Raw genomic sequence first — 26162 nt, 5'->3', positions numbered from 1 at the left:
ACGGAGACGGGCCGGCGCGGTGCGCTCAGCGGCGCGTCAGCGACACAGATCAGCGGCGCAGCGCACGTGGTCCACGTGGCGGCGGCGTACCAGCGGGAGAGTTCCGGACATGCGTTTCAGCATTCCGGGTGGTGGAGCGCGGTGTCAATTTCGTCGGCCACCATCGGGTAACGCCCGGACAACATGTCAGCTGGTGAGATGAAGGACCCGGTCGCCCTCGCGCAGACCGAAAAGTTCGGCTGCGGAGCCACCGCGCACCACCAGTTCGGCGAAGCCGACACCGGAACTCCCGACGGTGATTCCCGGCTCGCCGAGCGGAACGTCGGGCAGCCGGTCGTAACAGCGCACCTGGACGTTCCGGCCGTCGTGCCGGCTGCGGACGGCCAGCGTCGCCGCACCGCCGTAGCCGGGCAGCGCGGTGGCCGGCCGGTCCAGCTTGCAGTTGCCGAAGTTGTCCACCACGGCGACCCGGACGGCCTCGGGCGCGCTGTGGCGCACCGGCAGCGCCTCGGCGGGGACCGGGCGGCCGTCCGCCAGCCAGCGGGCCAGCAGCGGCACGTACCAGAGGCTGCGGAACTGGGTCCGGACGATCTCCTCGACCTCGGCCTCGGCCAGCTCGGCCCATTGGCCGGCCGCGGCCTCCAGCACCTCGCGCACGTCGGTGACCTGCACCTCCACCAGGCCGAGGTAGCCGGCCAGCGGTGCCAGGACCCGGTGGTTCACCGTGCTGATCACCAGGTGGTCCCCGTGGCGGAAGTAGCAGAACGGCGCGCCGTTGGGCCAGTGCCCGTCCCGGGGCGCGATGTTGACCAGGACCACGACCGGGTGGGTCGGTCCGCCGGTCAGGCCCGTGGAGCGCAGCAGGTCGAGCAGGGTGAGGGCGGCGGCGCCCTCCGGGTCCGGTCCGCTCAGCGGCAGGACGGTCGGTGTGGCGCCGAAGAGCGCGGCGATCCGGGCGGACTGCCGGGCCAGTGCGTTGGGGTCGGCGCAGTCGGTGAGCGAGATGACCGGGGGATGCGTCATGGCGGGTTCTTCGCCTTCTGCTGGGGAGGGCCTGGGGGAATGGGGAGGTGATGATTCAGGGCAAACGGGAATTCGGGACAACAAAAAACGGACCCCCCGTTTCCGGAGGGTCCGTCGCGTCATTCGCGCACACGGCTTCGCTAGCGAAGTACCTCCGAGGTCGGGGGCATCATTCGCATCATGGCGAGTGCGGTGGTGTGCAGCATGGGCCGGACTGTAGCACCGCGCGGGCGCCACTCGCGCGATCCGTCCACCCAGTGAACACACCGGCCGGTTCGCGGCCCGCCCGGCGCCCGCGAGCCCGCTGAGCGGTGGGTGCGGTGGGTGCGGTGGGTGCGGTACGTCACGACGCCGCCCGCCGGGTCGTGCGCGCGGGGCCGAGCCCGAGGTGGTCGCGCAGCGTGGCCCCCGCGTACTCGGTACGGAAGACCCCGCGCTCCTGGAGCAGCGGGACCACGCTGTCGGCGAAGTCGTCGATCCCGCCCGGGGTCAGGTGCGGCGCCAGGATGAACCCGTCACCGGCGTCCGTCTGGACGAACTCGTTCATGGCCTCGGCGACCTGGGAGGGTGTGCCGATGAAGGACTGCTGCCCGGTCACCTCGATGATCAGCTCCCGGACGGAGAGCTTCTTCGCCTCGGCCAGCTCGCGCCAGCGCGCGGCGATCGCCAGCGGGTCGCGGTGCGAGCGCACGTCGGCCCGGCCGCGCGCGATGGTGTTCTCGCCGACCAGCGGGTCGACGGCGGGCAGCGGCCCGTCCGGGTCGAGGTCGCTCAGGTCGCGGTTCCACACCTGTTCCAGGAACCTGATCGCGCTCTGGCCACTCACCTGCTGACGGCGGATCAGCGTGGCTTTCTCGTGCGCCTCGGCGTCGGTGTCGCCGAGCACGAAGGTCACCCCGGGCAGCACCTTCAGCTCGTCGGGGGAGCGGCCGTAGCGGGCCAGGCGTCCCTTGACGTCGGCGTAGAAGGCGCGGCCGGCCTCCAGCGTGCCGTGCCGGGTGAAGATGGCGTCGGCGGAAGCGGCGGCGAACTCGCGGCCCTCCTCGGAGTCGCCGGCCTGGAAGACCACCGGCCGGCCCTGCGGGCTGCGTGGCGTGCTGAACCGTCCGGTGATGTCGAACTGGCTGTCGTGGTGGTCGAATCGACCCGCGTCCGGGTCGCCGAGGAAGACCCCGGACTCCTGGTCCGCGAGGATCTCGTCGCCCCGCCAGGAGTCGAACAGCACATGCGCGGCGTCCAGGAACTGCCTGGCCCGCTCGTAGCGGTCCTCCTGGGCCAGGAATCCGCCGCGCCGGAAGTTCTGCCCGGTGAACTCGTCCCAGGAGGTGACGACGTTCCAGGCGGCCCGGCCGGCCGACAGGTGGTCCAGCGAGGCGAACTGGCGGGCCACCTCGTAGGGCTCGTTGAAGGTGGAGTTGATCGTGCCGGCCAGCCCGAGCCGGTCGGTGACCGCGGCCAGCGCGGCCAGCACGGTGAAGGTGTCCGGGCGGCCGACCACGTCCAAGTCGTAGATCTTCCCGCCCTGTTCGCGCAGCCGCAGGCCCTCGGCGAGGAAGAGGAAGTCGAACTTGGCGCGTTCGGCGGTCCGGGCCAGGTGCACGAAGGAGCTGAAGTCGACCTGGCTGCCGGCGGCCGGGTCGCTCCACACGGTGGTGTTGTTCACGCCGGGGAAGTGCGCGGCGAGATGGATCTGCTTGACGGGCTTGCTCATGCGACGGGCGTCCTTGAGGTCTCTGTGCGGCGCGCCGGGACGGCGGCGGTGTCGGCGTAGCGGCTGGCGGGACGGGAGAGGCCGAGCAGTCCGCGCAGGGTGTCCGCCTCGTACGCGGTGCGGAAGACGCCCCGGCGCTGGAGCTCCGGGACGAGGGCGCGGGTGATCTGCTCCAGGTCGTGCGGGAGGGTGCCCGGGCGCAGCCGGAAGCCGGTCAGGCCCGCCTGTCGCCAGTCCTCCAGCAGGTCGGCCAGCTGCCCGGGCGTTCCGGTGAACACCTGGGCGTCGCTGGTGAGTTCGGCCCCGGCCCGGTTGTCCAGACGGCTGCGGCGGGCGGCTGCCGCGCCCGGCTCCGGGTCCAGGAAGACCACCAGGTCGCCGAAGACGTGCACGGTCTGCTCGGCCCGGCCCGCGGCGGCCTGCTCGTGGCGGAGCTCGTCGACGATCCCGGCGGCGTGCGAGCGGTCCCGCGGCGTGACGAACCCGATGTCGGCCGCCCGGGCCACCAGGCGGAACGGGAGGGTGTTGTGGGCCAGCGCGGCCACGATCGGCTGGCCCTGCGGCGGCCGGGGCGTGATGGACGGGCCCTTGACGCTGAACCTCGGTCCCTCGAAGTCGATGTAGTGCAGCTTGGCCCGGTCGACGAAGCGCCCGGTGGCCGTGTCGCGGATCTCCGCGTCGTCCTCCCAGCTGTCCCACAGCCGCCGCACGACCTCGACGTGGTCGGCCGCCTCGTCGAACAACTCGGCGATCTGCGCCAGGATTTCGGGTCGGGACCGGTCGGGGTGGCGGAAGTCGTCCAGCCCGTACGACGCGACGGTCCGGCGGCCGAAGAGCTCGGCCTCGAACGGACGCGAGACCTGCACCCGCACGCCGGCCCGGCCGCCGCTGACGTAGTCCAGGGTGGCGATCGCCTTGGAGAGGTGGAACGGCTCGCCGTGGGTGACCGCCGCGGTCGGTATCAGCCCGATGGTGCGGGTCAGCGGTGCGATCCGGGAGGCGATCAGTACGGCGTCCAGCCGGCCGCGGACCTGGTCGACGCGGTCGTCGGGGGCGAAGGGCAGGGACGATTGGAGGCCGGGGGAGTCCTCGATGGTGACGAAGTCCAGCAGGCCGCGCTCGGCCTCGGCGACGAGGTCGGCCCAGTAACCGGCCGTCAGAAGGTCCTTGGGCCGGGCGTCGGGCTCGCGCCAGGCGGCGGGGTGCCAGCCGGCTCCGTCGAGGGCGACGGCCAGGTGGAGGGCGGGGTGTGGTCGGGGCATGGGGACGTCGCTTCCTGCTCGGATGGGCTCTCCACAGCCGCGCGGGCAGGCCGAACGCGGCGGGCGCCGGAGCGCGGTGCAGAGCGGTGTCCGGGGCAACGTCGCGGCGGCGGCGGGGTGGAGAGCGGGGAGGGGAGGAGCTCAGGCCGTCGGACAGAGGGCGCTGGCCATGCGCTGGAGGTCGATGTGGCGTCGCGAGTACGTGTTCGTGGATCGCCGCACTGCCGTCACCTCCGCCTTCGATCGCGCCTGCGGGGACCGCTGCGGGTCCCACCCGGTCGTCACCGTAACGCCGGAACGGATCGAGCACAATCGCCCCCTGCCCGGGCCGCCCTCAGCAGCCTCCGCTGCCGGACCCGCCGAGGTGGAACGAAGTAGCGGTGGCGCTACCGGAGTTGTACGAGCCGGGATCGGTCGAACGGACCGTGAAATCCGGTTGGTCCGCGGAGCCGTAGAGCTGGTAGCCCGAGATGGTGGAGGAGGCGGACGAGCTGCCGCACGAGCCGTCACCCATCCAGCTGCGGCTGGCCTGGCCGGGATCGGCCACCTCGCCGAAGGCGCTGACGAGTTGCGCGCTGGTGAAGGTGTCGGCCCGGGTCGCCGGGTCCTGCCAGAGCGCGTCGGGGAAGTCGCCGACGGCGCGCCCGTTGTAGTAGATCCACCAGGCCCGGGTGCCGGTGTCGTGGCTGATCTGAAACGTGCCCGCCACTCCCGAGGTGACGGGCATGCCGGGCCACACGCCGCTGCCGGTGGCCGGGACGAAGCCGCAGCCGTTGTAGCAGGAGACCTGGCCGTCGACCCAGTGGAAGACGAACAGGTGGGGCAGGTAGTCGCCGTTGACCTGCGGGTCGACGGTCCAGCCCACCTCGATGGTGGACTGCTGGTTCGCGTCCTGGAGGGACAGTTCCTGCAACGAGTGGCCCTGCGCGCTCGCCACGTAGGGGGTGGCCTGCATCATGGTGACGCCGGCGCCGGTGGCGCTGGTGATCTGCTGGCCGGAGACGTAGCTGAACCACGCGCCGTTGCGGTACGTCGCGGCGTCCGCGCTCTGCACGGGCGTCAGGAGCGGGAGCCCCAGGGCTATCGCGCCGAGGGTGGTGAGTGTTCTTCGGACGGACATGGTCGACCTTCTTCCCGCGAACAGCCCAAGTGCTGTCAGTCGCGATGTAACTCGACTTACTTGGCTGGTTAAATTAGGCCGAAGTGACGACTCCCACAAGCCCTGCCGCCTGGTTGGTTTCGAACAGGATCCGGCGTCAGGGTTGCTTCAGGGCGCGGTGAGTGCGTCGGCGAAGCGGGCGCAGGCGTCCGGGTTGGCCTGGAAGTAGCGCCCGAGGTGGTGGTCGGCGTCGGGGAAGACCAGGTGGGTGAAGTCGGCGCGGACGGACAGCGCCTGGACGAGGGCCTCGTTCACGGCCGGCGGGATGACGTGATCCCGTCCGGGGACGGCCAGGACGGCGCGCCCGGTGTAGTGCGCGTAGGTGTCCAGCGCGGCGGAGTCGCGCCAGGCCTGCGGGACTCGAATGGCCTGCGTGAAGCCGGAGTCGAACCGCAGCGGCCAGGCCCGGCGCGGATAGACCGCGGGGGCCAGCAGGCCGACCGCCGCCACCCGGCCGCCGTAGTGCGCGGCGAGGTCGGCCACCGTCTGCCCGCTCATGCTCGCGCCGACGAGCACGAGGTGGTCCTCGCCCGGGGCGAGGGAGTCGATCACGGCCCGCGCCTGGTCGAAGCGGTCGCTGAGGCTGAGCTCCTGAAGGAGGCCCGAGCTGGCGCCGTGGCCGGTGAAGTCGAAGGCGAGGGTGCGGCAGCCGCGCTCGGCCAACTGCCGGACCAGCTGCCCGTGCACGCTCTGGTCGGCGGCGCCCGCGCCGTGCATGACGACCGCGGTGCGACGCCTCGCGGGGCCGCCGGCCGGCTCCCACACCGTGCAGGCCACCTTCTCGCCGCCCCAGGCCAGCAGGTGCTCTGTCGAATCGGACATGCGTACTCCACTCCCCCGCACTTCATGTCATGAACCCGTCGTCGCCGCAGCCTAGCCGACAAGATCGATTCACGGCCCCGATCGACGGCACACCACAGGCCGCGGGGAGGAGCGGGGGGCGCGGCCGCCTCCCGCGGGCGAGCGGTCGCCCGCCCGCGGGGACGGCGCGGTCAGCGGCCGGGCTTGGCCAGCAGCAGTTCGGTGTTGTGGTCCAGCGGGGTGCCGAGCTTGGCGCCCGGGGTGGCGTACGGGTCGTTGAAGGAGAGTTCGCGGTAGAGCGAGGCCAGTGCCGCGTCCGAGGTGTCGTCGAAGGCGGTGCCGTAGGGGGCGGCGGACTCGATCAGGGTGGTGAAGAGCGAGAGGGTGCCGTCGCCGTTGTCGGTGACCTCGATGATCCGCGCGTGCTGCGGGAAGTCGATGTGCGAGGCGGTGTTGATCTCCCAGAACGCCCGCTCGGGCACCGCGTGGCCGTGCGCGGTGATCTGGTTCTGGTGAGTGTGGCCGTTCACCCAGGCCAGCACGTTCGGGTAGCGCTGGAGCAGCGCGACCAGTGCGTTGCCGTCGTGCCGCAGCTCGAAGAAGTGCCGCGGGTCGAGCAGCAGGTTGCCCATGGTGGTGCTGGTGTGGTGGCTGAACAGCACCACCAGGCGGTTGCTGGAGCCGCCGCGCACCAGGGTCCCGTTGGTGTCGTACCAGTGGTCGCTGTTGGCCCGCAGCTGCTGCTCCAGCCAGTTCAGCTGCGCGGTGCCGATCGAGCCGTCGGCGAAGCCGGCCGCGTTGGTGGTGTCCAGGCTGATGCCGAGCACGCCCTCGGAGATCTCGAAGGTGTAGTAGAGGTTGCCGCTGTGGGCCGCGTCGGAGGTGAAGCCGTGGCCGTAGGGGCCGGCGCCGGTGTAGGCCGGGTTGAGGTGCGCCTGGGCGAACTGCTGGGTGGTGAACGGCTGGCGGCGGGCGTCCGGGGTGATCTCGCGCACCGCGTCGGCGTCCTGCAGCAGCTTGCCGAGCAGCAGCACGGCGGAGGCCGGGTCGCTCTTCAGCAGGCCGGCCAGCTTCGCCGCGTCGGCGTCGTCGCAGCCCTCGATCTTGCGGTTGCCGGTGTAGAGCGAGTTCAGCAGGCCGAGGTCGGGCAGCGTGCCCTCGATGCTGTCGTCGTGGTTGCCGACCGTGGTGTACCAGGGCGTCTTCAGGCCGGGGGCCTGGAACGAGCTGCCGGCCGCGCTCAGGAAGCCGGGGACCTGGGGGAAGCCCAGCGCCTTGTAGGTGTCCTGGTAGGCGCTCTCGGGGTTCCAGTACGCGGCGCTGCCGGAGTTCTGCACGCCCTCGTAGCGGTTCGGGTCGCCGCTGTTGGGCGTCACCCGGCCGCCGCTCATCACCGTCAGGTACCAGTCGAGTTCGAGCTGCTCGTGGTTGTCGGTGTTGTCACCGGTGGCCATCACCAGGCTGAACGGCAGGCCGGTGTACGGTCCGGCGGCCACCTCGTTCACCCGCTCGACCAGCGAGGAGGCGCCCCGCACGGTGAGCGTCTCCTGCGGGCGGTGCGCGGCGTCGTTCCAGCGCGCCAGGTACTCGAAGCGCATCGGCGACTCGGTGTCGCACAGGTGCAGGTCGGTGAACTGGACGAAGCTCGCCAGCCCGGTGCGCCGTCCGTCCCTGCCGCTCTGCGCGGCGGCCAGCTCACCGCGGACCACCAGCGGCCAGCCCGGGCCGGAGAGCAGCCGCCGGTAGCCGGTGCTGCCGAGCGGGGTGGCGACCTGCTCCAGCGTCGTGCCGCCGATCGCGACGGCGCGCGCCGCGCCGGCCGCCAGTGCGCTGTCCCGGGCGGCGGCCGACGCGAACGTCCCTCCGGCCAGCGAGAGCGCTGCACCGGCGGCCGTGGCCGAAGCGCCGCCGATGAAGCGGCGGCGACTGAACGCGGACATGGGTGTCCCCCTTGTGACACACCGCCAGAGGCCCTGACGGCGCCGGCGGTGAACGGTGTACGACGGGTGGCCGGCGCCGAGCAACGGCAGGCCGGGAGCGCACGTTACCGGTCGGTAGTCGTGATCGGGAGTCCCGCGGAGGGGAACGGTCGGCGAACACTTCGGGACGGACCGCCGACCGCGCCCCACCACCCGGCCCTACTTACCGCGTCACACCGAGACCTGGGCGCCCATGATGACGCACCGGTCGCTGGGGAGCCCGAAGTACACGACCGGGCTGCTCGCGTTGTTGGAGATCGCGAGGAAGAGCTTCTTGCGCCACCTGCGCATGCCCGGGGTGTCGGTCCTGATGATGGTCATCCGGGACAGGAAGTAGGACACCTCGTCCACCCGCAGCCCGTGGATCTCGCCCGCGTCGGGATGCTGTGCGGCGAGCCGCAGCACCTGCGGGATGTTGGGCTCGTCCTGGAAGCCGAACCGCGCGGTGAGGTGCGTGATGCCGTCGTCGCTGTGGCCGAGGTCGTCGAAGGCGCACCGCTCGGACTCGGGGACGGTGGGCACCCGTTCCACGACGACCGACAGGATGACCACGTTCTTGTGCAGTGTGTGGTTGTGCTCGACGTTGGCCCGCAGCGCGAGCGGAGTGGTCTCGATGTTGGCGTTGAGAAAGACCGCGGTGCCGTCGACCCGGTGCACCGGCGGGTCCATCGCGTCGACCTCGTCGACGAACGCGCGCAGCGGGCCTTCCAGCGCGGTCCGGTTCGGGGTGACGATCTGTCGGCCGCGCTGCCAGGTGATCAGGATCGTGAAGATCGTGAACGCGACCAGCAGCGGCAGCCAGCCGCCGTGGACGACCTTGGTCAGGTTCGCCGCGAAGAACGCGATCTCGGTCGTCAGGAACACCACGGCCCCGAGCGCGACCAGCCAGATCGGCTTGCGCATCAGGTTGCGTGCCACGGCCAGGAAGAGCACGGTGTTGAGCACGAAGGTCGCGGTGACCGCGACGCCGTACGCCGAGGCGAGTGCGGCGGAGGAGCCGAAGCCCACCACCAGCGCGACGACCGCACCGAACAGACCCCAGTTGATCACCGGTGCGTACACCTGGCCGACCTCGTGCTCCGAGGTGTGGCGAATCGTCAGGTGGGGCAGGAACCCGAGCTGCACCGCCTGGCGGGTGACGCTGAACGCGCCGGAGATGACCGCCTGCGAGGCGATGACGGTGGCGATGGTCGCCAGCACCACCATCGGGATCTGCGCCCAGCCGGGCAGCATCAGGAAGAACGGGTTCGCCACCGCCGACGGCGAGCGCAGGATGAGCGAGCCCTGGCCCAGGTAGTTGAGCGTCAGCGCCGGGAAGACCATGAAGAACCAGGCCCGGTGGATCGGCGACCTGCCGAAGTGGCCCATGTCCGCGTAGAGCGCCTCCGCACCGGTCACGGCCAGGACGACGGACGCCAGTGCCACGAAGGCGATCATCCCGTGGTCCACGATGAAGCGCAGGCCGTACAGGGGTGACAGGGCCTGGAAGATCGCGGGGTGGTTCGCGACCTCGAACCCGCCGGCGGTGGCCAGGATCAGGAACCACACCGCCATGACCGGGCCGAACAGATTGCCCACCAGCGTGGTGCCGTAGCGCTGGATCGCGAAGAGCAGCACCAGCACCGCGATCGTCGCCGGGACCACGAGGGAGCTCAGACCCGGAGCCGCGACCTTCAGACCCTCGACGGCCGACAGCACCGAGATCGCCGGGGTGATCATCCCGTCGCCGTAGAAGAGCGACGCCCCGAAGATCCCGAGCGCCACCAGGATCACCTTGGTGCGCGCGGACTTGAAGGACAGCTTCTGCACGAGGGCGGTCAGTGCCATGATGCCGCCCTCGCCGCCGTTGTCGGCGCGCAGGATGAACGTCACGTACTTGACCGAGACGATCAGGGTGATCGCCCAGAACACCAGGGAGATGACCCCGTAGACCTCGTCCGGGCTCGTCCCGACCGCGTGCCCGTCGGCGGTGAAGACGGTCTGGATCGCGTACAGGGGACTCGTCCCGATGTCGCCGAAGACGACGCCCAGCGCGCCGAGTGTCAGGGCTGCCAGGCCCGGTCGGTGGCTGGGTCTGTGGCTTTCGGGCGCGCTCTTAGCGGCTTCTATACTCATGATGGACGAAGATCATACGCATGGCCTCCGGCCGCCCGGCACCCCCCGGCCCCCCTCACCCGGTCGCCCTCGGGACGTTTCTGGGCATGAACACCTCATAAATCGCGCGTACCCGGCCTGCCGGCGGGACATGAATCCGAGACGGCGTCACCAACGACCGATCCGGAGGATTCCCGTGCGCAAGAAGCTGCTCGTCCCGGCCGTGGCCGCGGCCACCCTGCTCCTGGCCGTCCCGGCCTCGGCGGTGACCCCGACCCCGGGTGCGCCGGGTGCCGGCGACCCCTACTACCCGACCTACGGGAACGGCGGCTACCGGGTCTCGCACTACGACCTGCGGCTGAAGTACCAGCCCGCCACCGACCGGCTGGAGGGCACCGCGACGCTCCTAGCCACCGCCACCCAGGACCTCTCCCGCTTCGACCTGGACTTCGCGCTCGACGTCAGCCAGGTGCTGGTCGACGGCCACCCGGCGAAGTTCGCCGAGACCGGGGTCCAGGAGCTGGAGATCACGCCCGCCACCCCGCTCGCCAAGGGCAGTCAGACCACCATCGTGGTCCGGTACGCCGGTCTGCCCTCCACGGTCTCCCGCTACGGCTTCACGGCCTGGCAGCGCACGTCCGACGGCGCGGTGATCGCCGACGAGCCGGAGGCCGCCTGGTGGTGGTTCCCCAGTAACGACCACCCGTCGGACAAGGCCACCTTCGACGTCTCGGTCCTCGTCCCCGACGGCACCCAGGCGATCAGCAACGGCGTGCTCACCTCGCAGCGCTCCCAGCTGGGCTGGACCCGCTACGACTGGCGCGAGAACAAGCCGCAGGCGACCTACCTCACGACCCTGGCGATCGGCAGGTTCGACCTCACCACCGGCACCAGCCCCGCCGGCGTCCCCGTCGTCAACGCCTACAGCCAGAACCTCGGCGACAACGCCGACGCCGCCCGCGCCAGCGTCGAGCGCACCGGCGAACTGGTCGACTGGCTGAGCGGGTACTTCGGCCCGTACCCGTTCAGTTCGGCCGGCGGCTACGTCCCCGCCGTCCCCACCCACTACGCCCTGGAGACCCAGACCCGGGTCTTCTACAGCCCGGCGCAGTTCGCGGGCGGCGCCAACACCTCGGTCGTCGTCCACGAGCTGGCACACCAGTGGTACGGCGACAGCGTCTCGCTGGAGCGCTGGAGCGACATCTGGCTCAACGAGGGCTTCGCCACCTACGCGCAGTGGCTCTGGTCGGAGCACGAGGACGAGGGCACCACCCAGCAACTCGCCGACTACGTCTACACCTCGCACCCGGCGGACGACGCCTTCTGGACCGTGAAGCCCGGCGACCCCGGCGCGGACAACCAGTTCGCCGACGCGGTCTACGACCGGGGCGCCCTCGCCATCCAGGTGCTGCGCACCACCATCGGCGACGACGCCTTCTTCAAGCTGCTCAAGGCGTGGCCCACCGAGCACCGCTACGGCAACGGCACCATCGCCCAGTTCCAGGCACTCGCCGAACGCCTCTCCGGCAAGAACCTCGACGGCCTCTTCCAGACCTGGCTCTACACCCCGTCCAAGCCGACCGCCCTCCCCGCCACCGCCAGGCCCCACCTCGCCGCCCCCAGCACGCCGACGGCCGAACCCCGCTCCTGGCAGCAGATCAAGGCCGCCCAGCAGCACTGACCGGGGCGGCTGCGAGCCGGGCGGTGTCGCCGCGCCAGGTGGGCCGGCCGAGCAGGTGGGGTCGTTCGGTGACCCAGGCGCGGTCGTCGGCGCCGACCTCGGCGTCGATGAGGGACTCCAGGCGCGTGGCGCAGTCGGCCACCAGGACCCGGAAGGCCGGGTCGGCCGGGGCGGCCGGGTCGGGCCGTGTCTGACACGCCTACGCGGAGTCCCGCCCGCCCCGGGGCGTTGCCACGGCCGCCTCGGGCACGTGGCTGCTCTCCGTCAGGCCCGGGGACGAGCGCACCGTCCGCGCGTACCAGTCGCCGTAGCGCGATCCCAGCCAGGCGGCGGAGGCGCCGTGCAGGCAGACGCTCAGGCCCACGGTCAGGGCCACGACTGCGCTCAACACGCCCACCCCGGGCAGGTGGTCCTCCAGGGCGAGCAGGCCGAACACCAGCGAGGCGAGCCCGCGCGGCCCGAACCAGCCGAGATAGCCGACGGTCGCCGGACGCAGTCCGGTCCCGGTCAGCGCGAGGGCCACCGGAGCCATCCGTACGACCGTGAGGCTGAGCACCGCATAGAGCAGCGTCCGCCAGGTGAGGTGCTCCAGCGTGGGTCCCAGGATCACCGCGCCGAAGAACAGGAAGCTCAGCAGGGCCAGCAGCAGGCCCAGACGCTCCGTCAGCTCGACGCTCTGGCCGGTCCGTTCCTCAGCGGACCCCGACGGCTCGTCGCCGGCCCGGGCCCGCAGGCCGTTCCCGAACGCCAGGCCCGCCACCCACACCGCGATGAAGCCGCTGCCCTGCGCCTCGACGGCCAGCGCGTAGGCGATCGCGGGCAGCGCGACGGCCAGCAGCTGACGCCAGCCCGGCGTGATCCAGCCGCGTGCGAGCGACCACCGCAGCACCCTCGCACCGAGCCCGCCCACGACCGCCCCGATGGCGCCACTGAGCAGCAAGGCCCGCAGGAAGGTCTCGCCGACTCCCGGCTGGCCACCGTGCCCGCCACCCGCGGCCGCCAGCGCCAACAGGAAGAACGGCAGCGCCAGACCGTCGTTCAGCCCCGACTCCACGCCCAGGCCATGGCGCACCAGCGCCGGCACCCGCCGGTCGGCGACGGCCTGCTGGCCCAGCGCGGCGTCCGTCGGCGCCAGGATGACGCCCAACAGCGCCAGCTCCCACCCGCCCAGGCCCGGCAGCAGGGGCCAGGCGAGCAGCCACCCCAGCGCCATGGTCAACGGCAGCCCGACCGTCAGCAGCCGCAGTGGCAGGAAGCCCTCGCGACGCAGCTCCCGGCCCCGGATCGCCGCCGCGTCGGTGAACAGCACCAGGGCCAAGGCGCCCTCCAGCAGCGCCCGGACCCGCTCCAGATCGGTGTCCTGGGAGACCAGGTCCAGGCCGAGGGGCCCGAGCGCCAGGCCGGCCGCGACGAACACCAACGGCCCGGAGACCACCGTCGTGGCCAGCCGCCGGGAGAGCGCCGCATAGGCCACGACCAGCACGCCCGCCGCCGACATCGCCCACGGGTTCATCGGAGCGCCCTACTGACCGGTCCGCCGGTTCGCCCGTCGCCGTGCGATGAACAGACCGGTGAGCGCGCCGACGACCCAGATGCCCAGCAGGGCCGCCCACAGCGGCATCGTGACCGTCGGGATGATCAGCCGGATCTCCGTGCTCGCCCTGTTCTCCACGATGAAGATCACGGAGAGCACCGCCAGCACGGTCGGTAGGAACCACCCGGCGCGCCACCACTTCTTGCCCCGCGGTGGCGTCTGCGTGCTGTGCTCTGTCATCGCCGTGCTCCTTCCGCCTCGCGCGGGCGACCTCGCGGGCCGCCGCGGTCCCCGTCCAGCGCGCCAGGGAGGTCCGGCCCTCGCCGGCCCCGGGTGATCGCCGGTTCAGTCAATCCGCTCGGAGCGCCGGTCCGGCTCTGACACGCCGTCGGCGCGCCGCACACCGCCTGGCCCTTCGCCCGCGCGGGCGCCCGGACCGCCGTGCCGTCGATCTGCCAGGTGATCAGTTCAACTGACGTATCATCAGCATTCAGTGGATGAAGCCCTGTTGGGGTGGGTAGGCTGGGCGAGACGGCTGGCAGCGAGCTGGGGGCGGGCGTGGGGACCAGGATTTCGGTGTCGCTCAAGGGGTCGCTGGGGCTGGACGACGCGTCGCGGCTGCTCGACGAGCTGGCGGCGGAGACGGGTCTGCGATGGCACGAGGAGCCGGTTGACGAGGGCAAGGTCCTCAGTGGTGGCCTCGTCGAGATCCTCTTGGTGGCAGTGGCGAGCAAGACGGCCGAGATGGCGTACGAGGCGGCGGTCGAGCGCGCGAAGCGGGTCGTCGAGCGCTGGCGCGAGGAGCGGCTCGACAAGCCGGAGGCGTCGGTCCGCGCGGAGCCCGTACCCGATGCGGAGGCGGCCGGTGCCGGGGCGACCGCCGCCGAGGCGTCGGGTGCGGAGGGGGTGGACGGCTGAGATGGCGTCCAGGGCGTTGGTGATCGGACCAGGTGAGTACGCCGAGGACTCGGGCATTCCCGGGCATCCCACGATCCGGCCGAGTGCCCTGATGTACGGAGAGGCCCTGGCCGGCGACCCGATGTGGGGCCCCGAGAGCTACCGGGTGCTGGTCGGCGAGGAGGTGCGGACCGCGGACGGCGTCATGCGGGCGCTGCAGGAGGCCGCGGACGCGACCGGGCCGGAGGACATCCTGTTGGTGGTCTACGTCGGCCACGGCCAGTACTGGAGTGACGTTCCAGGTGGTCAGGTCCACTTCTCGGTGGGTTCCTCGTACAAGGACAAGCCGTGGACCTGGCTGTCCAGCTGGTACCTCTACCGCGCCATGCGCAAGGCCGAAGCACGGCTGAAGGTGCTGATAGCCGACTGCTGCTACTCGAACATGCTGCCGGTCCTGAGCGGTGAGGGCGATGCGGGGGTCCTCCCCGGGGTGCTCGGCGGGCGGGACGAGGGCAGTTGCGTCTTCACGGCCGTCCGGAACGTCAGGGCCGCCGACGCCGAGGGCTGCTCGGCCCTGCCCGCGCCGCTGGACCGCTGCACGCCCTTCAGCGGACATCTGCTCCGCGTCCTGGCGGGCGGCACCAAGAACCACCTGGACAGGCTCACCATCGGCCTGCTGCGCGAGGCGGTGAGGCGGGAGATGGAGGGCTGCGCGCACCATGCGCCGGGCATGTTGCTGAACGACGCCCGTGACGGCACCCCCCTCTTCACCAACCAGATGGAGCGCAGGTTGCGGGACCAGAGCCGGATCCCGGTGAGCGCCGAGGAGTGGATCAGGCACCTGATGCTGGACCAGGACCACCACCTCGACGAGCTGCTCGCGGACGAGCGGATGCTCGGAGACATCGTCGGCTCCCTCAACAAGCGGTCGGACGACGCCAGTCGGTCCCTCGCGCACCACCTCGACGAGAAGGCGAACGCGAGGTTCCAGGAGGCCGAGACCTTCGCCCGTTACTGGAACCGGGTGGAGCGGGCGCTGCGTACATGAGTGACGGTCGGACGACCGAAGGCTCCGGGGACGGCCACGAGCGCCCCGCGGCCCCCGGCTACGCGTGGGTGACCACCTGCTCGATCGAGACCTTCGTGCGACGCATGCAGGCCATCCGGCTGGGCACCGCGGACCATGACGGGCCCCAGCCGGCCACCGCGCTGCGCCTGCTGCACGTCTTCGCCGTCAGCCGCTCCATCGACGACCTGCTCACGGCGGCGTCGGCGTCGACGCCCGCCTCCCGGTCCGGCTCCCCACCGAGGGACCGCCTCAACTACTGGGACTCCGTCAACATGCTGGCGACCGCGGCCCTGTGCCGGAGCGCCGAACACGCGGCGGAGCTGGCCTGCAAGCAGTGGGAGGCCGAGGGCGGGACGTGGCAGGGCACGCCGCTGACCGACGGCATCGTCCACGACGTCGCCTGCCAGCGGACCGCACCGGACGTCGCCGTCTTCGTCCGGGAGTGCCGGCGGGCGGAGGACCTGGTGGACAAGACGCTGCGCGTCTTCACCCGGCCGAGCTCCGGACGGACCAATCTCGACAAGGTCCTGCTCTACATCCTGCTGCGGGACCAGGGTTGCGACGCGGAAGCCACCAAGCTGCTCTTCCAGACCCTGTCCGCGATCGACCGGCACGGCTCGACGCAGGCGGCGGACACCGATCCGGCGGAGTTCCACGACCTGGTCGGGGCGCTGTACCAGCTCAGCCCCGCCGAGCAGATCATGGAGAACTGGGTCGACGCCCAGCTCGGTGACCCGGAGCAGGTGATCACGACCAGGCGCATCGTGGCCCGGTTGATCGCCGGTGAGACGGGCAGACCCGACACCCTCGTCGAACACGTCGGCGCCCGGTTGTCCCGGCACGACATCGTCGAGATCTGCGGCCAGTTGGCGACGACGCGGCCCGAGAAGTGCGACGAGATCCGCCGGCACGCCGCGGCCCGGCGGAGCAACGACGAGTTGGCCGAGATCGTCATCGCCTGGCACCGCTCGCAGGCCCTCACCAGGAGCACCAGGGACCTCCTCGCCGACATCGTCGCCATCGGGGCCGACGGAGCGAGCGGGCCCCGGCCGCGAGCCAGGGTGGCCGACCTGGACAAGGTCCTGGTGAACTTCAACGCCGAGGCGGAGTGCCGGCGACTGCTGTGGATCGCCGCGGCCGAGCACGTCGACGGCCGCTCGGGGAACGAACTCGCCGAGCTGCTCGGCAGGGTCGAGCGCGCGAGCGACCGCTACCGGGTGGCGCGGTCGACCGCGCGCAAGCTCACCGCGAAGGTCCTGCGCAACGGCGCCGACCCCGCGCTGTTCGTCGACTACGTCACGAGGCTGCGGGCCGACGGCCGGTCGGACGCCGTCTTCCTCGCCCTCAAGGAGTTGGCCGACCCCTCCGACCCGCTGGCCTGGCCCGAGGGGTCCGCCCAGGTCGTCGCGGAGATCGCGGTCCGCCTGTACGCCCGGGACGCGGCGCGTGACAGCTGGGATCTGCTGGAGCGCTGCCTGGAGAACGAGCAGCGGATCAGCCACCACGACGTGGCGGCCGTCGTCACCCGGCTGCGCGAGCCCGACAGCACGCTGCCGGACGCCAGGAGGCTCTTTCTGCTGCGCGCGACGGTGGGCCGCTGGGCCGACACCCACGCCCGGGAGGACGCGGTCGAGTTGCTGCGGGTGCACGGCTACGACGAGGAGGCGGCGGAGGTCATCCGCTCGCTTCGGTAGTGCGCGCGGCGGGGGCGGGCGTCGGCGCCGGCAGCAGGGGGGCCTCCTGCCCCACGTGCTGTCGCGACGTCCTGACCAGCGCCTCGAAGGCCCCGAGCGCCACGCCGGCCACCAGCACGCCCACCGCGAACTCCTGGTGCGTCCCGACCGAGGAGTTGCCCAGTAGCGTCAGCACCATCAGCACGCCCAGGTAGGCGGTCAGCCAGATCGCCGCCTGGGCCGCCGCACTGGTGCGCCAGTGGCGCAGGAGCGTCACGTGCTCCTTGGCGTCGTAGACCCGTCCGAGGAGCGGGAGCCGCCGGGAGAGGACGGGGAACACCAGCAGCAGGATGCTGCCCGCGGCGAGGGACGTCATGGCACGCCACATGCTCGCCCAGCCCGCGCCGTAGAGGATCAGGGCGATCAGCGTGAAACTCACCCGTGCCAGCGCCTCGTGGACGGTGCGCCGTCGCGGGGAGTAGAGCCCCAGTTTGCTGCGCAGCGACACCAGGACCACGGCCGGGAAGGCGTAGATGATCAGGGTCAGGATCCCGGTGACCGCGGTCAGCGGGGCCCGGTTCCCGCCGGCGAGCCACAACACGACCGCCCCGATGAAGAAGTCGACCAGCAGGATCAGCCAGTAGACGTCGTAGCGCTGCCGCAGCGAGGCCTTCCGGGCGCTCTGGAGGCCCCGGTGGGTGAGGTGCGCACGGCTGAGCGCGGCGACCTCGCGGGTCACCGACTGTCCGAAGACGAGGCCGGCACCGAACGGCGAGGCCACGGCGTCGATCCTGAGCAGCCAACCCAGGAGGTTCAGGTTGGCGGCGAAGGCGAAGTCGACGAACGGCGAGTCGGACCTCCCCGTGGTCTGGGACGCGCCCGGCGCCGGTGGTTGCCGGAGTGTCTGGTACTTGCTGAAGACCACCTGGAGCGCGATGTACAGGGCGGTCGAGGCGGCTATCGTCCCGAAGACCGCCCAGCGCAGCCGGGCCGCCTCGCCGATGCCGCGCCGCTTGATGTTCCCGGCGAACTCAAGTGGTGCCTGGAAGCCCACGTAGGCGTAGATGACACCGCTGTCGACCACGGCGGCCAGCACGGCGGCGTAGCCGTGTCCGCCGGCGGTCGACTGAACGATGCCGTGGTGCAGGACGCTCGTCAGCAGCAGCGGGACGGCGACGACGGGAATGGCGACCTTCGCGAAGGTCAGTCCGGTGGAGAACCGGAAGAGGAGCCGCGGCGCGATCAGGTTGACCGCGCTGATCACCATCATGAAGGCCAGCGCGTACACCCAGCCCATGTGCGTGAGGCTGTGGCCGGCGAGCAGCCAGGGTAACTTCCAGGAGAGCCCCTGGGTCATCGCCAGGGCCTCGCTGGCCGAGTTGATCGCGTAGAAGATCCACAGCCCCGCGGCGATCACGGTCGCCACCAGGGGGCCGCTGCTCTGCAGGGGCAGGAAGATCAGCCCGCCGGTCTTGGGCGCGGCGGTGCTCAGTTCGACCATCACCCAGGCCACCACCAGCATCAGCCCGCCGCCGACCAGCCAGGCCAGCCAGGCGATGGAACCGGCCTGCTGGTACGCCTCCTGCGCGCCCACCAGCCAGCCCGAGCCGAAAACGCCCCCGGCCGCCAAGCCGACGAGATGGTAGACGGATAACCGCCGCTGCTCGTCCTCGTCCTCGATCCGCACCGCCCGTCTGCTGCCGCGCCGCGCCTCCTGGACGCTCACTCGTACCTCCCCCCGCGTTCGCGTTGACAGCTCCCCCCACGCACAGGATCGAAAGAGTACAGAACACGACACGGCATGGATGACGGTTCGTCAGGAATAGCCGCCGAGCCGGCCGGCCCGTGGTCGGGGCGGCCGGCTCGGCGGCTCGGCGGTACGTCGCGGGGCGGGGGTCAGCCGTTGCTGTCGGCGGGAGTGGTGGTGGGGGTGAAGCCCTCGGCCTTGTTGGCGGCGATGGCGAAGGTGTTGGTGAAGGTGGGGCCGAGCTTCACCGCATCGGTCTTCACCCCGACCAGCTTCTCCGTGGCCAGCACGGTCTTCGGGCCGTTCGCCGGCATGATGCCGTCGGGCAGGAACTGGCCCTTGTCCTGGGTCAGTGCGGCGATGTAGTCGTCCTTGGAGACCGTGCTGTTGGAGACGTAGGACGGCGGCAGGGCGTTGGCGATGTCGGCGGCGCTGTGGGTGTCGATCCAGTGCATGGTGGCGACCAGTGCGTCGACCACCTTCTGTGCGGCGTCCTGGTGGGACTTGACCCAGTCGGCCCGGGCCAGCACGCCCGCGGACGGCCAGGTGCCGCCCATCGCCTGCTGGGCGCCGGTGGTGGTGGCCAAGTCGACGGCCGAGTAGCCGATGTTCTTCTTCTGGATGGCGACCACGGTGGGCTGGGTGGTCATCACGCAGGCGGTCTTGCCGTTCTGCAGGGCCGCGACCGCGGTCGCACCGGCGCCGACGCCGACCCGGGTGTACTGGGTGGTCTTCAGGTTGCTCTGGCCCGCCAGGAACTGGGTGAGGGTGTCGGTGCCCGAGCCGAGGTCGGTCACGCCGACCGTCTTGCCCGACCAGTCGGCGGGCGAGTGGACGCCGCTGCCGTTGGCGCACATCTCGCGTTCGCCGGGGGCGCCGGAGAGGTTGACGATGTCCTCGACCGCCTTGCCCTTCACCTGGAAGTCGATGGTGTGGACGTACCACGCACCGGCCATGTCCACCTGGCCGGAGGCCATCGCGTCCTCGGCGCCGACGCCACCGTCGGTCTCGGTGCTGAGCACCATCTTGACGCCGTACTTCTGGTAGAAGCCGAGCTGCTGGGCGAGTTGGTACGGCAGGTAGATCTGCTTGTCGATGCCGCCGACCATGAGTCTGACGGTCGGCAGGGAGCCGCCGGCGCTGGAGCCGCCGCTCGATCCGGAGCAGGCGGTCAGGCCGAAGCCGAGGCCCAGAGCGAGCGCGCCGGCCAGGGTGGTGGTGAGGCTGCGCTTGAACATGGCTGCCACGTTCCTTTCAGGGTGGGGGTGGAGACGGTGAAGCGGGTGGGGCGGGGTGGGGCTCAGATGGCCGCGGCCTCGGACGGCGACGGCGGGCGCCAGGAGAGCAGCCGGTGCTCCAGCTTGGTGATCAGCCACTCGGCGCTGAGCGCGATGACGGCGATCACGAACATGGCCGCGAACACCCCGTTGGGATCGAAACTGTTCTGGGCGGTCTTGATGACCAGCCCCAGCCCGTTCTGGGCGCCGAGCACCTCGCCGACCAGCGCGCCGACGATCGCGAAGCCGAAGGCGGTGTGCAGGCTGGCGATGATCCAGGTGAGCGCCGAGGGCACCACCACATGGCGGACGATCTGCAGGGGGGAGGCGCCCAGCACCCTGGCGTTGGCGAGGATGTTGCGGTCGACCTCGCGCACGCCCTGGAAGGCGTTGAAGAAGACCACGAAGAACACCAGCACGGCGGCGAGCAGGATCTTGGGTGTCTCGCCGATGCCGAAGGCGACGACGAAGATCGAGCCGAGCACGATCCGCGGGATGGCGTTGACGATCTTCAGGTAGGGCCCGAACACGTCGGCCAGGAACTGGTTCTGGCCCAGTGCGACGCCGAAGACCACCCCGGTCACCGCGCCGAGGGCGAAGCCGAGCACCGCCTCCTTGAGCGTCGTCTCGATCTGCAACCAGAACGAGCCGAACTCGGTGGCCTGTTGGCCCTGCGAGAAGAACTCGACCAGCCGCCTGGCGATCCCACTCGGCTGCCCGAAGAAGAACGGGTCGAGCCAGCCCACGGTGGTGGCCAGCTGCCAGCCGCCGAGGACCACCACGGCCACGCCGAGGCGGGCCGTCAGGACCAGGAGCCTGCGCCGCCGCACGGCGCGGACCCCGGCACCGGTGGCTCGGGTATCGGCTGTGGCGGTCCCGGTCGTGTCGGCCGCATGGGTGGTGTCAGTGGTCACGACGTCTCTCCTGTCGTCCGGGCGTAGGCGCGCTGGACCTCCTCGCGCAGCGACTCCCAGATCTGGTGGTGGAGTTCGAGGAAGCGCGGCTCGAAGCGGATGGACTGCACCGAGCCGCGCGGGCGGGGCAGGTCGATGTCGTAGACCGCCTTGACCGAGCCGGGCCCGGAGGTCATCACCACGACCCGGTCGGCGAGTGCGACGGCCTCCTCCAGGTCGTGCGTGATGAAGATGACCGACGGCCTCAACTGCTCCCACAGGCCGAGCAGTTCGTTCGACATGATGGCCTTGGTCTGTACGTCCAGGGCGCCGAACGGCTCGTCCATCAGCAGGATCGACGGCTCGTTGATCAGGGCCGCGGCCATCGCCACCCGCTTGCGCATGCCGCCGGAGAGCTGGTGCGGATGGTGGTCCTCGAAGCCGGTCAGGCCCACCCGGCGCAGCCAGTCCCGGGCCGAGGCGAGGGCCTGCTTCTTGCCGACGCCGCGGAACATCGGGCCCATCGCCACGTTGCCGAGCACGGTCTTCCAGGGCAGCAGCGCGTCCGCCTGGAACATGAAGCTGATGCCCTCGGTGATGCCGTCCACCTCGCGGCCGCCGACCCGGACGCTGCCTTCGCTCGGCCGGTCCAGGCCGGACACCAGGCTCAGCGTGGTCGACTTGCCGCAGCCGGTGGGGCCCACCACGGCGCAGAACTGGCCGGGCTCGACGCTGAAGCTGACGTCCCGGGTCGCCGTGAACGCCTCGCCGCTGGGGGTCAGGAAGCGTTTGGTCACTCCGGACAGCTCGATCCGGGCGTCAGCGCGATCAGCGTGATCGGCGCGGCCGGCGCGGCCGGCGCGGCCGGCGTGGTTGGCGTGATCGGCGCGGCCCGGGCGACCCGCGCCCGGCCCGGTCACGGTGGCATCTCGTACCGCCATCGAATCCGTCTCCTTCTTCTGCCCCGCATCGACTGGTGACGAGGACGGTAGGACCGCGCCCGGAGCGGCGGGAGTCTTGCGAGCGTTGCGCGGCTTCCCCGCGTTCCGCGTGGTTCTGCTCGTTCTGCGCACGGCCGCGGGGGTGGGCAGAACCGGATTCACCAGGCACAATCGCCCGGACACGACAGTGCGGGCAGGGGGCAGCGACGGTACGGAGGTGCGCCGGATGGCGATACGCGGCAGACGGGGCCGGAAGCTCTCGGCGCGGATCCTGGTCAGCCAGCTGGTCATCCTGGCCATCACGAGCGCGATCGGGTTCGTCCTGCTCGCCTACGCCCAGCGGGCCGAGCTCGACCGGGAGTACGAGCAGCGGGCGCTAGCCATCGCGAACACCACCGCCGTCGACCCGGAGATCCGGCAGGCCATGGAGTCGGGCAGGGACGACGGCATCGTGCAGCGCGCGGCCGACCGGATCCAGCGCGCCTCGGGCGCGCGCTACGTGGTGGTCATCGACCTGAACGCGATCCGGCACTCGCACCCGGACCCGGCACTGATCGGCAAGCCGGTCTCCGAGCCGGTCGTGGTGCGCGGCGGCGGCTCGTACACCGGTATCGACAACGGTTCCACCGGACGGTCGGCGAACGCCAAGGCGCCGCTGCGCGGGGCGGACGGGACGGTGATCGGCGAGGTCTCCGTGGGCATCCCCGAGCACGCCGTACTCGGCCAGCTCGGCCGCGAGCTCTCCACCTTCGGGCTCTACGCGGCGATCGCGCTGGCGGTCGGCTCGGGCGCCTCCTATGTGCTCGCCCAGCGGCTCAAGCGCAGCACCTTCGGCCTGGAGCTGGAGGAGATCGCCGTCCTGCTGCAGGACCGCGAGGCGATGCTGCACGGCATCAAGGAGGGCGTGATCGCCTTCGACCCGCGCGGGCGGATCAGCGTGGTCAACGACGAGGCCCGCCGCCTGCTGGGCCTGGGCACCGCGTTGGGCTGCACGCTGGACGGGCTGCTGCCGGACGGCCGGCTGCGCCGGGCCCTGGACGGCCGGCTCGCCGGCACCGACCTGACGGTCCTGACCGACAGCCACTGCCTGGCGGTGAACCGGATGCCGGTGGTGCTGCACGGGCGCCGGCTGGGCGCCGTGGTGACCGTGCGGGACCGCACCGAGCTGGTCGGTCTGCTGCGCGAACTCGACGCCGTCCGGGGCCTGACCGATGCGCTGCGGGCCCAGCAGCACGAGTTCGCCAACCGGATGCACACCCTGGCCGGCCTGCTCGAACTGGGCGAGCACCAGGCGGCGTTGGACTACGTGGTCGAGCTGGGCCAGACCGAGCCGTCGCTGGCCGCGGCGGTCCGCGACCGGATCGACAACCCGCTGATGGTCGGGTTGATCGTGGCCAAGACCACGGTCGCCGCCGAGCGCGGGGTGCGCATCGTGCTGAGCGAGGACTCCCGGCTCGGTGAGCAGCCCGGGCAGTTGCCGCGGCTGCTGACCATCGTGGGCAACCTGCTGGACAACGCCATCGAGGCGGCCGGTGGCGCGGGCAGTGGGCCCGGCGCAGGGGGCGGCGGCCCCGCCGAGGTGCGGCTGCGGCTGGTCGAGACGGCCGGCGCGATCGACCTGCGGGTCGCCGACACCGGACCGGGCATCCCGCCGCAGGCCGTCGAGTCGATCTTCGAGGACGGCTGGTCGACCCGGCCCGGGCGGGGGACCGCCCGGCGCGGCCTCGGGCTGGCGCTGGTCCACCGGCTGGTGCAGCGCCACGGCGGCACGATCACCGTGCGCACCGGGCCGGGCGCGGTCTTCACCGTGCACCTCCCGGCACCCGACGACGATCCCCTGCCGGCGGGTGCGTCGGTGGGTGCGTCGGCGGGTGTGCCGACGCTGCTGGAGGTTGCACGATGATCCGCACGCTGGTGGTGGACGACGACTTCCGGGTGAGCGCGATCCACGCGGCCTACGTCTCCCGGGTGCCGGAGTTCGCGGTGGTCGGCCAGGCCACCACGGTCGGCGCCGCGATCGAGGCGGTCGGCACGCTGCGGCCCGATCTGCTGCTGCTCGACGTCTACCTGCCCGACGGCAGCGGGCTCGACCTGCTGCGCCGGCTCGCCGCCCAGACGGCGGTGGCCAGACCGGACGCGCTGATGATCACCGCGGCGCGCGACGTGGCCTCGGTCCGGGCGGCGATGCAACTGGGTGCCACCGGCTACCTGGTGAAGCCGTTCGGCTTCGCCGCGCTGCAGGAGCGGCTGGCGGGCTACCGCGAACTGCGCGAGCGGGTCGCCGCGTTGGACCCGACGGCGGAGACCGGTCAGGAGGAGGTCGACGCCCTCTTCAGCGTCGGCCGCCGCGGCCCGCTGCCCGCCGTCCCGGCCAAGGGCCACTCCGCGCTGACCCTGACGCTGATCCTTCGCGCCGTCCAGGAGGCCCGCTGCGACCTGTCGGCCAGTCAGGTGGCCGAGCAGACCGGCGTCTCGCGGGCCACCGCACAGCGCTACCTCTCCTACCTGGTACGCCAGGACCGGGTCCGCCTGGACCTGCGCTACGGCGCCACCGGTCGCCCCGAGCACCGCTACCGGCTGGCCTGAGCCGTGCCATCGCCTTGCGCTGCCCCGGTCGCCGGACGTCGGCCCGGACGTGAGCCCGGACGTCAGCTCTGATCGACGTTGGCGCGCACGGTGTTGTAGTCGGCGAACGCCGCCTCGACACCGGCCCGGGTCAGGCCGTAACGCGCCAGGTCGTAGCTGTGCGGGCGGGTGCCCTTGGGACGAGCGGTGATCTCGGGAAGCCGGGCGGCGGTGGCGCTCGTCCAGCGGGCGCCGATGGATTCGTACAGCTTGGGGGCGCCGCTGGCGGGGTCGGACCCGAGCCAGGAGTAGGGGACGTCCACCAGCGCCTCGGGGGGTATCGAGGCCCGCGCCGCCAGGCCCCGGGTCATGGCGCGGCTCAGCACGTCGAGCCAGGTGGCGCCGATGCCGTGCAGGTCGAGGGGGCGGACGGTGATCGCCATACCGTGCTCGACCAGGCTGCAGAAGGACGCCACGACGGTGACCGGGTCGCGGTGTGTCCACACGACGGTGGCATCCGGGAAGACGGTGCGCAGTGCGTCGAGGTTCTCCAGGTGCATGGGGGACTTCAGCACCCAGCGGCGCCGCGGGCGACCGTACTGGAGGACCTGGAAAACCTGCTTGAGGTAGCGGTAGTCGGGGACGAAGTCCCGTGCGTAGTGCCGGTCCGTGTAGTCGGGGATGCGGGCCTGGGACAGGGGCATGGCGGTGTGCGGGAGGGCGAAGGTGCACTCGTCGGGGCCCTCGGCCTCAAGCGGGTGGATGTCGCGGAACCGCGGGGCGAAAAGGTCGATCGCGCCGACCAGCCGACGCGCGGCGGTGATCGCCCTCCTGCGCTGGTCAGGCGTCGGCTCCAGATCGGGGGTGAGCAGTTCCCACAGCAGAGGGCAGCGGTGCTCGGCCGCGAGGGACAGGACGCTGTGGGTCAGTGTGGTGGCGGTGCGCGGCAGGCCCACCACGAACACCGGCCGCTCGATGGGCTCGCGCTCGATCGCGGGGTGCTCGGCGATCAGGCGGCGGATCCGGGCCCGGTTGCCGAGTTGCCTGCGGACGTGGGCCTGGGCGGATGCCCAGCCGACCGGGGTGAGGGTGTCGTCCATCGACCAGTCGCGCAGCAGCAGCCGGAAGTCGTCGGCGAACGGCTGGTCGCCGTCGGCCTGCGTGGTGGCGGCGATGAGCCGGTCGAAGACCTGGTCGGGGTTGTGACGAGTGCCGAAGCCCGGCCGGAGCAGCAGATTGGCCAGGGTGAGGACGAACGGGGTGGCAGGCAAGGGATGTGTTCCTTCGGCAGCGGGGTGGAAGGGGAACACGGGCCGCGTCGCAGTCGGGGTGGTGCCGGCGCTCGACGATCACCCGCGCAGCGAGCGAGCAGCCGTCATTGCGCCATCCCGCGATCCGGTCCAACCTGAGACTACTGAGCGGTAACGCCGCTAGGTTTAGTGCATATGGCGAGTCCATGTCAATGGATTCACGCAGTAGATCACTCGGATTCCCACCGTGCCGGCAGCCGGCCGACGGCTGGCCGACAGCGCCTGCGGAGGGCCGCTCCGGCCGCGCACGACCCTCTTGGCCCCGATCGTGCGATCAGGTAGCGTGCGCTTCTGGCACAGGAGGAGAGCTGGTCGCCACCGACCCACTCGCAGGAGTGAACTGGCAGTGCAGCGGCGATGGTTCACCTTGACTCGGCGTCGTAGTCGCGCTTGACCGCCCCCACCACGAACTCTGAACCCCGGCGTCCGAACCCTCACAGACCGGACCAGGGCAACCGCAGCCTCAGGAGTCGGTGCGTGCGGACGTTCGCGGTGGTCACGGCTGCGGACGCCCGGCGCAGCCCCCGCACGCTGTCCGGAGCCGGC

General features: G+C 71.5%; 21 protein-coding genes. 6 read left to right on the top strand and 15 right to left on the bottom strand.

Annotated features, from left to right (window positions below; all coding sequences use genetic code 11):
- Positions 1 to 186: 186 nt before the first annotated feature.
- From BS80_RS31120 to BS80_RS31090, 8 genes are all read right to left on the bottom strand, one after another.
- Entirely contained in the window at positions 187 to 1023 is an 837-nt protein-coding gene (locus tag BS80_RS31120) for an SAM hydroxide adenosyltransferase (RefSeq protein ID WP_035804548.1), read from the bottom strand.
- Positions 1024 to 1366: 343 nt separating this feature from the next.
- Positions 1367 to 2734: an NtaA/DmoA family FMN-dependent monooxygenase gene (locus tag BS80_RS31115; RefSeq protein WP_035804547.1), complete on the bottom strand. Its 1368-nt coding sequence runs from the start codon at positions 2732 to 2734 to the stop codon at positions 1367 to 1369.
- Positions 2731 to 3996: an LLM class flavin-dependent oxidoreductase gene (locus BS80_RS31110; RefSeq protein WP_051967451.1), complete on the bottom strand. Its 1266-nt coding sequence runs from the start codon at positions 3994 to 3996 to the stop codon at positions 2731 to 2733. The genes BS80_RS31115 and BS80_RS31110 overlap by 4 nt, the downstream gene beginning before the upstream one ends.
- 141 nt (positions 3997 to 4137) lie before the next feature.
- Positions 4138 to 4218 (bottom strand): putative leader peptide, encoded by an 81-nt coding sequence (locus tag BS80_RS44195; RefSeq protein ID WP_408607470.1) that lies wholly within the window; start codon positions 4216 to 4218, stop codon positions 4138 to 4140.
- Between the two features lie 112 nt (positions 4219 to 4330).
- On the bottom strand, positions 4331 to 5116 hold the full coding sequence (locus tag BS80_RS31105; RefSeq protein WP_051967450.1) for a neprosin family prolyl endopeptidase: 786 nt from the start codon (positions 5114 to 5116) through the stop codon (positions 4331 to 4333).
- A gap of 147 nt (positions 5117 to 5263) precedes the next feature.
- A complete protein-coding gene (locus BS80_RS31100) occupies positions 5264 to 5977 on the bottom strand; it encodes an alpha/beta hydrolase (protein ID WP_051967449.1) in 714 nt (237 codons plus the stop codon).
- 170 nt (positions 5978 to 6147) lie between these two features.
- Positions 6148 to 7896: a TIGR03767 family metallophosphoesterase gene (locus BS80_RS31095; RefSeq protein WP_035804546.1), complete on the bottom strand. Its 1749-nt coding sequence runs from the start codon at positions 7894 to 7896 to the stop codon at positions 6148 to 6150.
- A 210-nt stretch (positions 7897 to 8106) separates the two neighbouring features.
- Positions 8107 to 10050 (bottom strand): potassium transporter Kup, encoded by a 1944-nt coding sequence (locus BS80_RS31090; protein ID WP_035804544.1) that lies wholly within the window; start codon positions 10048 to 10050, stop codon positions 8107 to 8109.
- A gap of 175 nt (positions 10051 to 10225) precedes the next feature.
- Here BS80_RS31090 and BS80_RS31085 point away from each other — a divergent pair, with 175 nt between their 5' ends.
- Positions 10226 to 11710 carry a M1 family metallopeptidase gene (locus BS80_RS31085; RefSeq protein WP_035804542.1) on the top strand — a complete coding sequence of 495 codons (1485 nt, stop codon included), beginning with the start codon at positions 10226 to 10228 and terminating at the stop codon, positions 11708 to 11710.
- 199 nt (positions 11711 to 11909) lie between these two features.
- Here BS80_RS31085 and BS80_RS31080 read toward each other — a convergent pair whose 3' ends face one another.
- Both BS80_RS31080 and BS80_RS31075 read right to left on the bottom strand, forming a co-directional pair.
- Complete coding sequence (locus tag BS80_RS31080; RefSeq protein ID WP_051967448.1) at positions 11910 to 13223, bottom strand: cation:proton antiporter; 1314 nt, start codon at positions 13221 to 13223, stop codon at positions 11910 to 11912.
- Positions 13224 to 13232: 9 nt separating this feature from the next.
- The gene (locus BS80_RS31075) at positions 13233 to 13484 is read right to left on the bottom strand and encodes a LapA family protein (protein ID WP_035804540.1); all 252 of its coding nucleotides are present in this window, start codon (positions 13482 to 13484) and stop codon (positions 13233 to 13235) included.
- 318 nt (positions 13485 to 13802) lie between these two features.
- Between BS80_RS31075 and BS80_RS31070 the strand changes: the two genes are divergently transcribed.
- From BS80_RS31070 to BS80_RS31060, 3 genes are read left to right on the top strand one after another with little or no spacing between them, the layout of a single operon-like run.
- A complete protein-coding gene (locus BS80_RS31070; RefSeq protein ID WP_157536714.1) occupies positions 13803 to 14162 on the top strand; it encodes a hypothetical protein in 360 nt (119 codons plus the stop codon).
- Position 14163: 1 nt separating this feature from the next.
- Entirely contained in the window at positions 14164 to 15189 is a 1026-nt protein-coding gene (locus BS80_RS31065; protein WP_035804536.1) for a hypothetical protein, read from the top strand.
- On the top strand, positions 15186 to 16904 hold the full coding sequence (locus BS80_RS31060) for a hypothetical protein (RefSeq protein WP_035804534.1): 1719 nt from the start codon (positions 15186 to 15188) through the stop codon (positions 16902 to 16904). Before BS80_RS31065 ends, BS80_RS31060 begins: the two co-directional genes overlap by 4 nt.
- Here BS80_RS31060 and BS80_RS31055 read toward each other — a convergent pair.
- The 4 genes from BS80_RS31055 to BS80_RS31040 form a co-directional block, all read right to left on the bottom strand.
- A complete protein-coding gene (locus tag BS80_RS31055; RefSeq protein ID WP_035804532.1) occupies positions 16885 to 18609 on the bottom strand; it encodes an APC family permease in 1725 nt (574 codons plus the stop codon). The genes BS80_RS31060 and BS80_RS31055 overlap by 20 nt on opposite strands.
- 170 nt (positions 18610 to 18779) lie before the next feature.
- Complete coding sequence (locus BS80_RS31050; RefSeq protein WP_035804531.1) at positions 18780 to 19868, bottom strand: ABC transporter substrate-binding protein; 1089 nt, start codon at positions 19866 to 19868, stop codon at positions 18780 to 18782.
- Between the two features lie 62 nt (positions 19869 to 19930).
- Positions 19931 to 20821, bottom strand: coding sequence for an ABC transporter permease (locus tag BS80_RS31045; RefSeq protein WP_035804525.1), 891 nt, complete (start codon positions 20819 to 20821; stop codon positions 19931 to 19933).
- Positions 20818 to 21741, bottom strand: a complete 924-nt coding sequence (locus BS80_RS31040) for an ABC transporter ATP-binding protein (protein WP_083975592.1) — start codon at positions 21739 to 21741, stop codon at positions 20818 to 20820. Before BS80_RS31040 ends, BS80_RS31045 begins: the two co-directional genes overlap by 4 nt.
- Positions 21742 to 21967: 226 nt before the next feature.
- Between BS80_RS31040 and BS80_RS31035 the strand changes: the two genes are divergently transcribed.
- Positions 21968 to 23644 (top strand): ATP-binding protein, encoded by a 1677-nt coding sequence (locus tag BS80_RS31035; RefSeq protein ID WP_063772124.1) that lies wholly within the window; start codon positions 21968 to 21970, stop codon positions 23642 to 23644.
- The gene (locus BS80_RS31030) at positions 23641 to 24327 is read left to right on the top strand and encodes a response regulator transcription factor (protein WP_035804523.1); all 687 of its coding nucleotides are present in this window, start codon (positions 23641 to 23643) and stop codon (positions 24325 to 24327) included. The genes BS80_RS31035 and BS80_RS31030 overlap by 4 nt, the downstream gene beginning before the upstream one ends.
- Positions 24328 to 24389: 62 nt before the next feature.
- Here BS80_RS31030 and BS80_RS31025 read toward each other — a convergent pair whose 3' ends face one another.
- Entirely contained in the window at positions 24390 to 25577 is a 1188-nt protein-coding gene (locus tag BS80_RS31025; RefSeq protein WP_035804521.1) for a sulfotransferase family protein, read from the bottom strand.
- Between the last annotated feature and the right edge of the window lie 585 nt (positions 25578 to 26162).

Origin of the sequence: Kitasatospora mediocidica KCTC 9733, assembly GCF_000744225.1 — a bacterium.
Classification (GTDB): Bacteria; Actinomycetota; Actinomycetes; order Streptomycetales; family Streptomycetaceae; genus Kitasatospora; species Kitasatospora mediocidica.
Note: the sequence above shows the minus strand (reverse complement) of the source record. Positions and strands in the feature narration are given on the sequence as shown.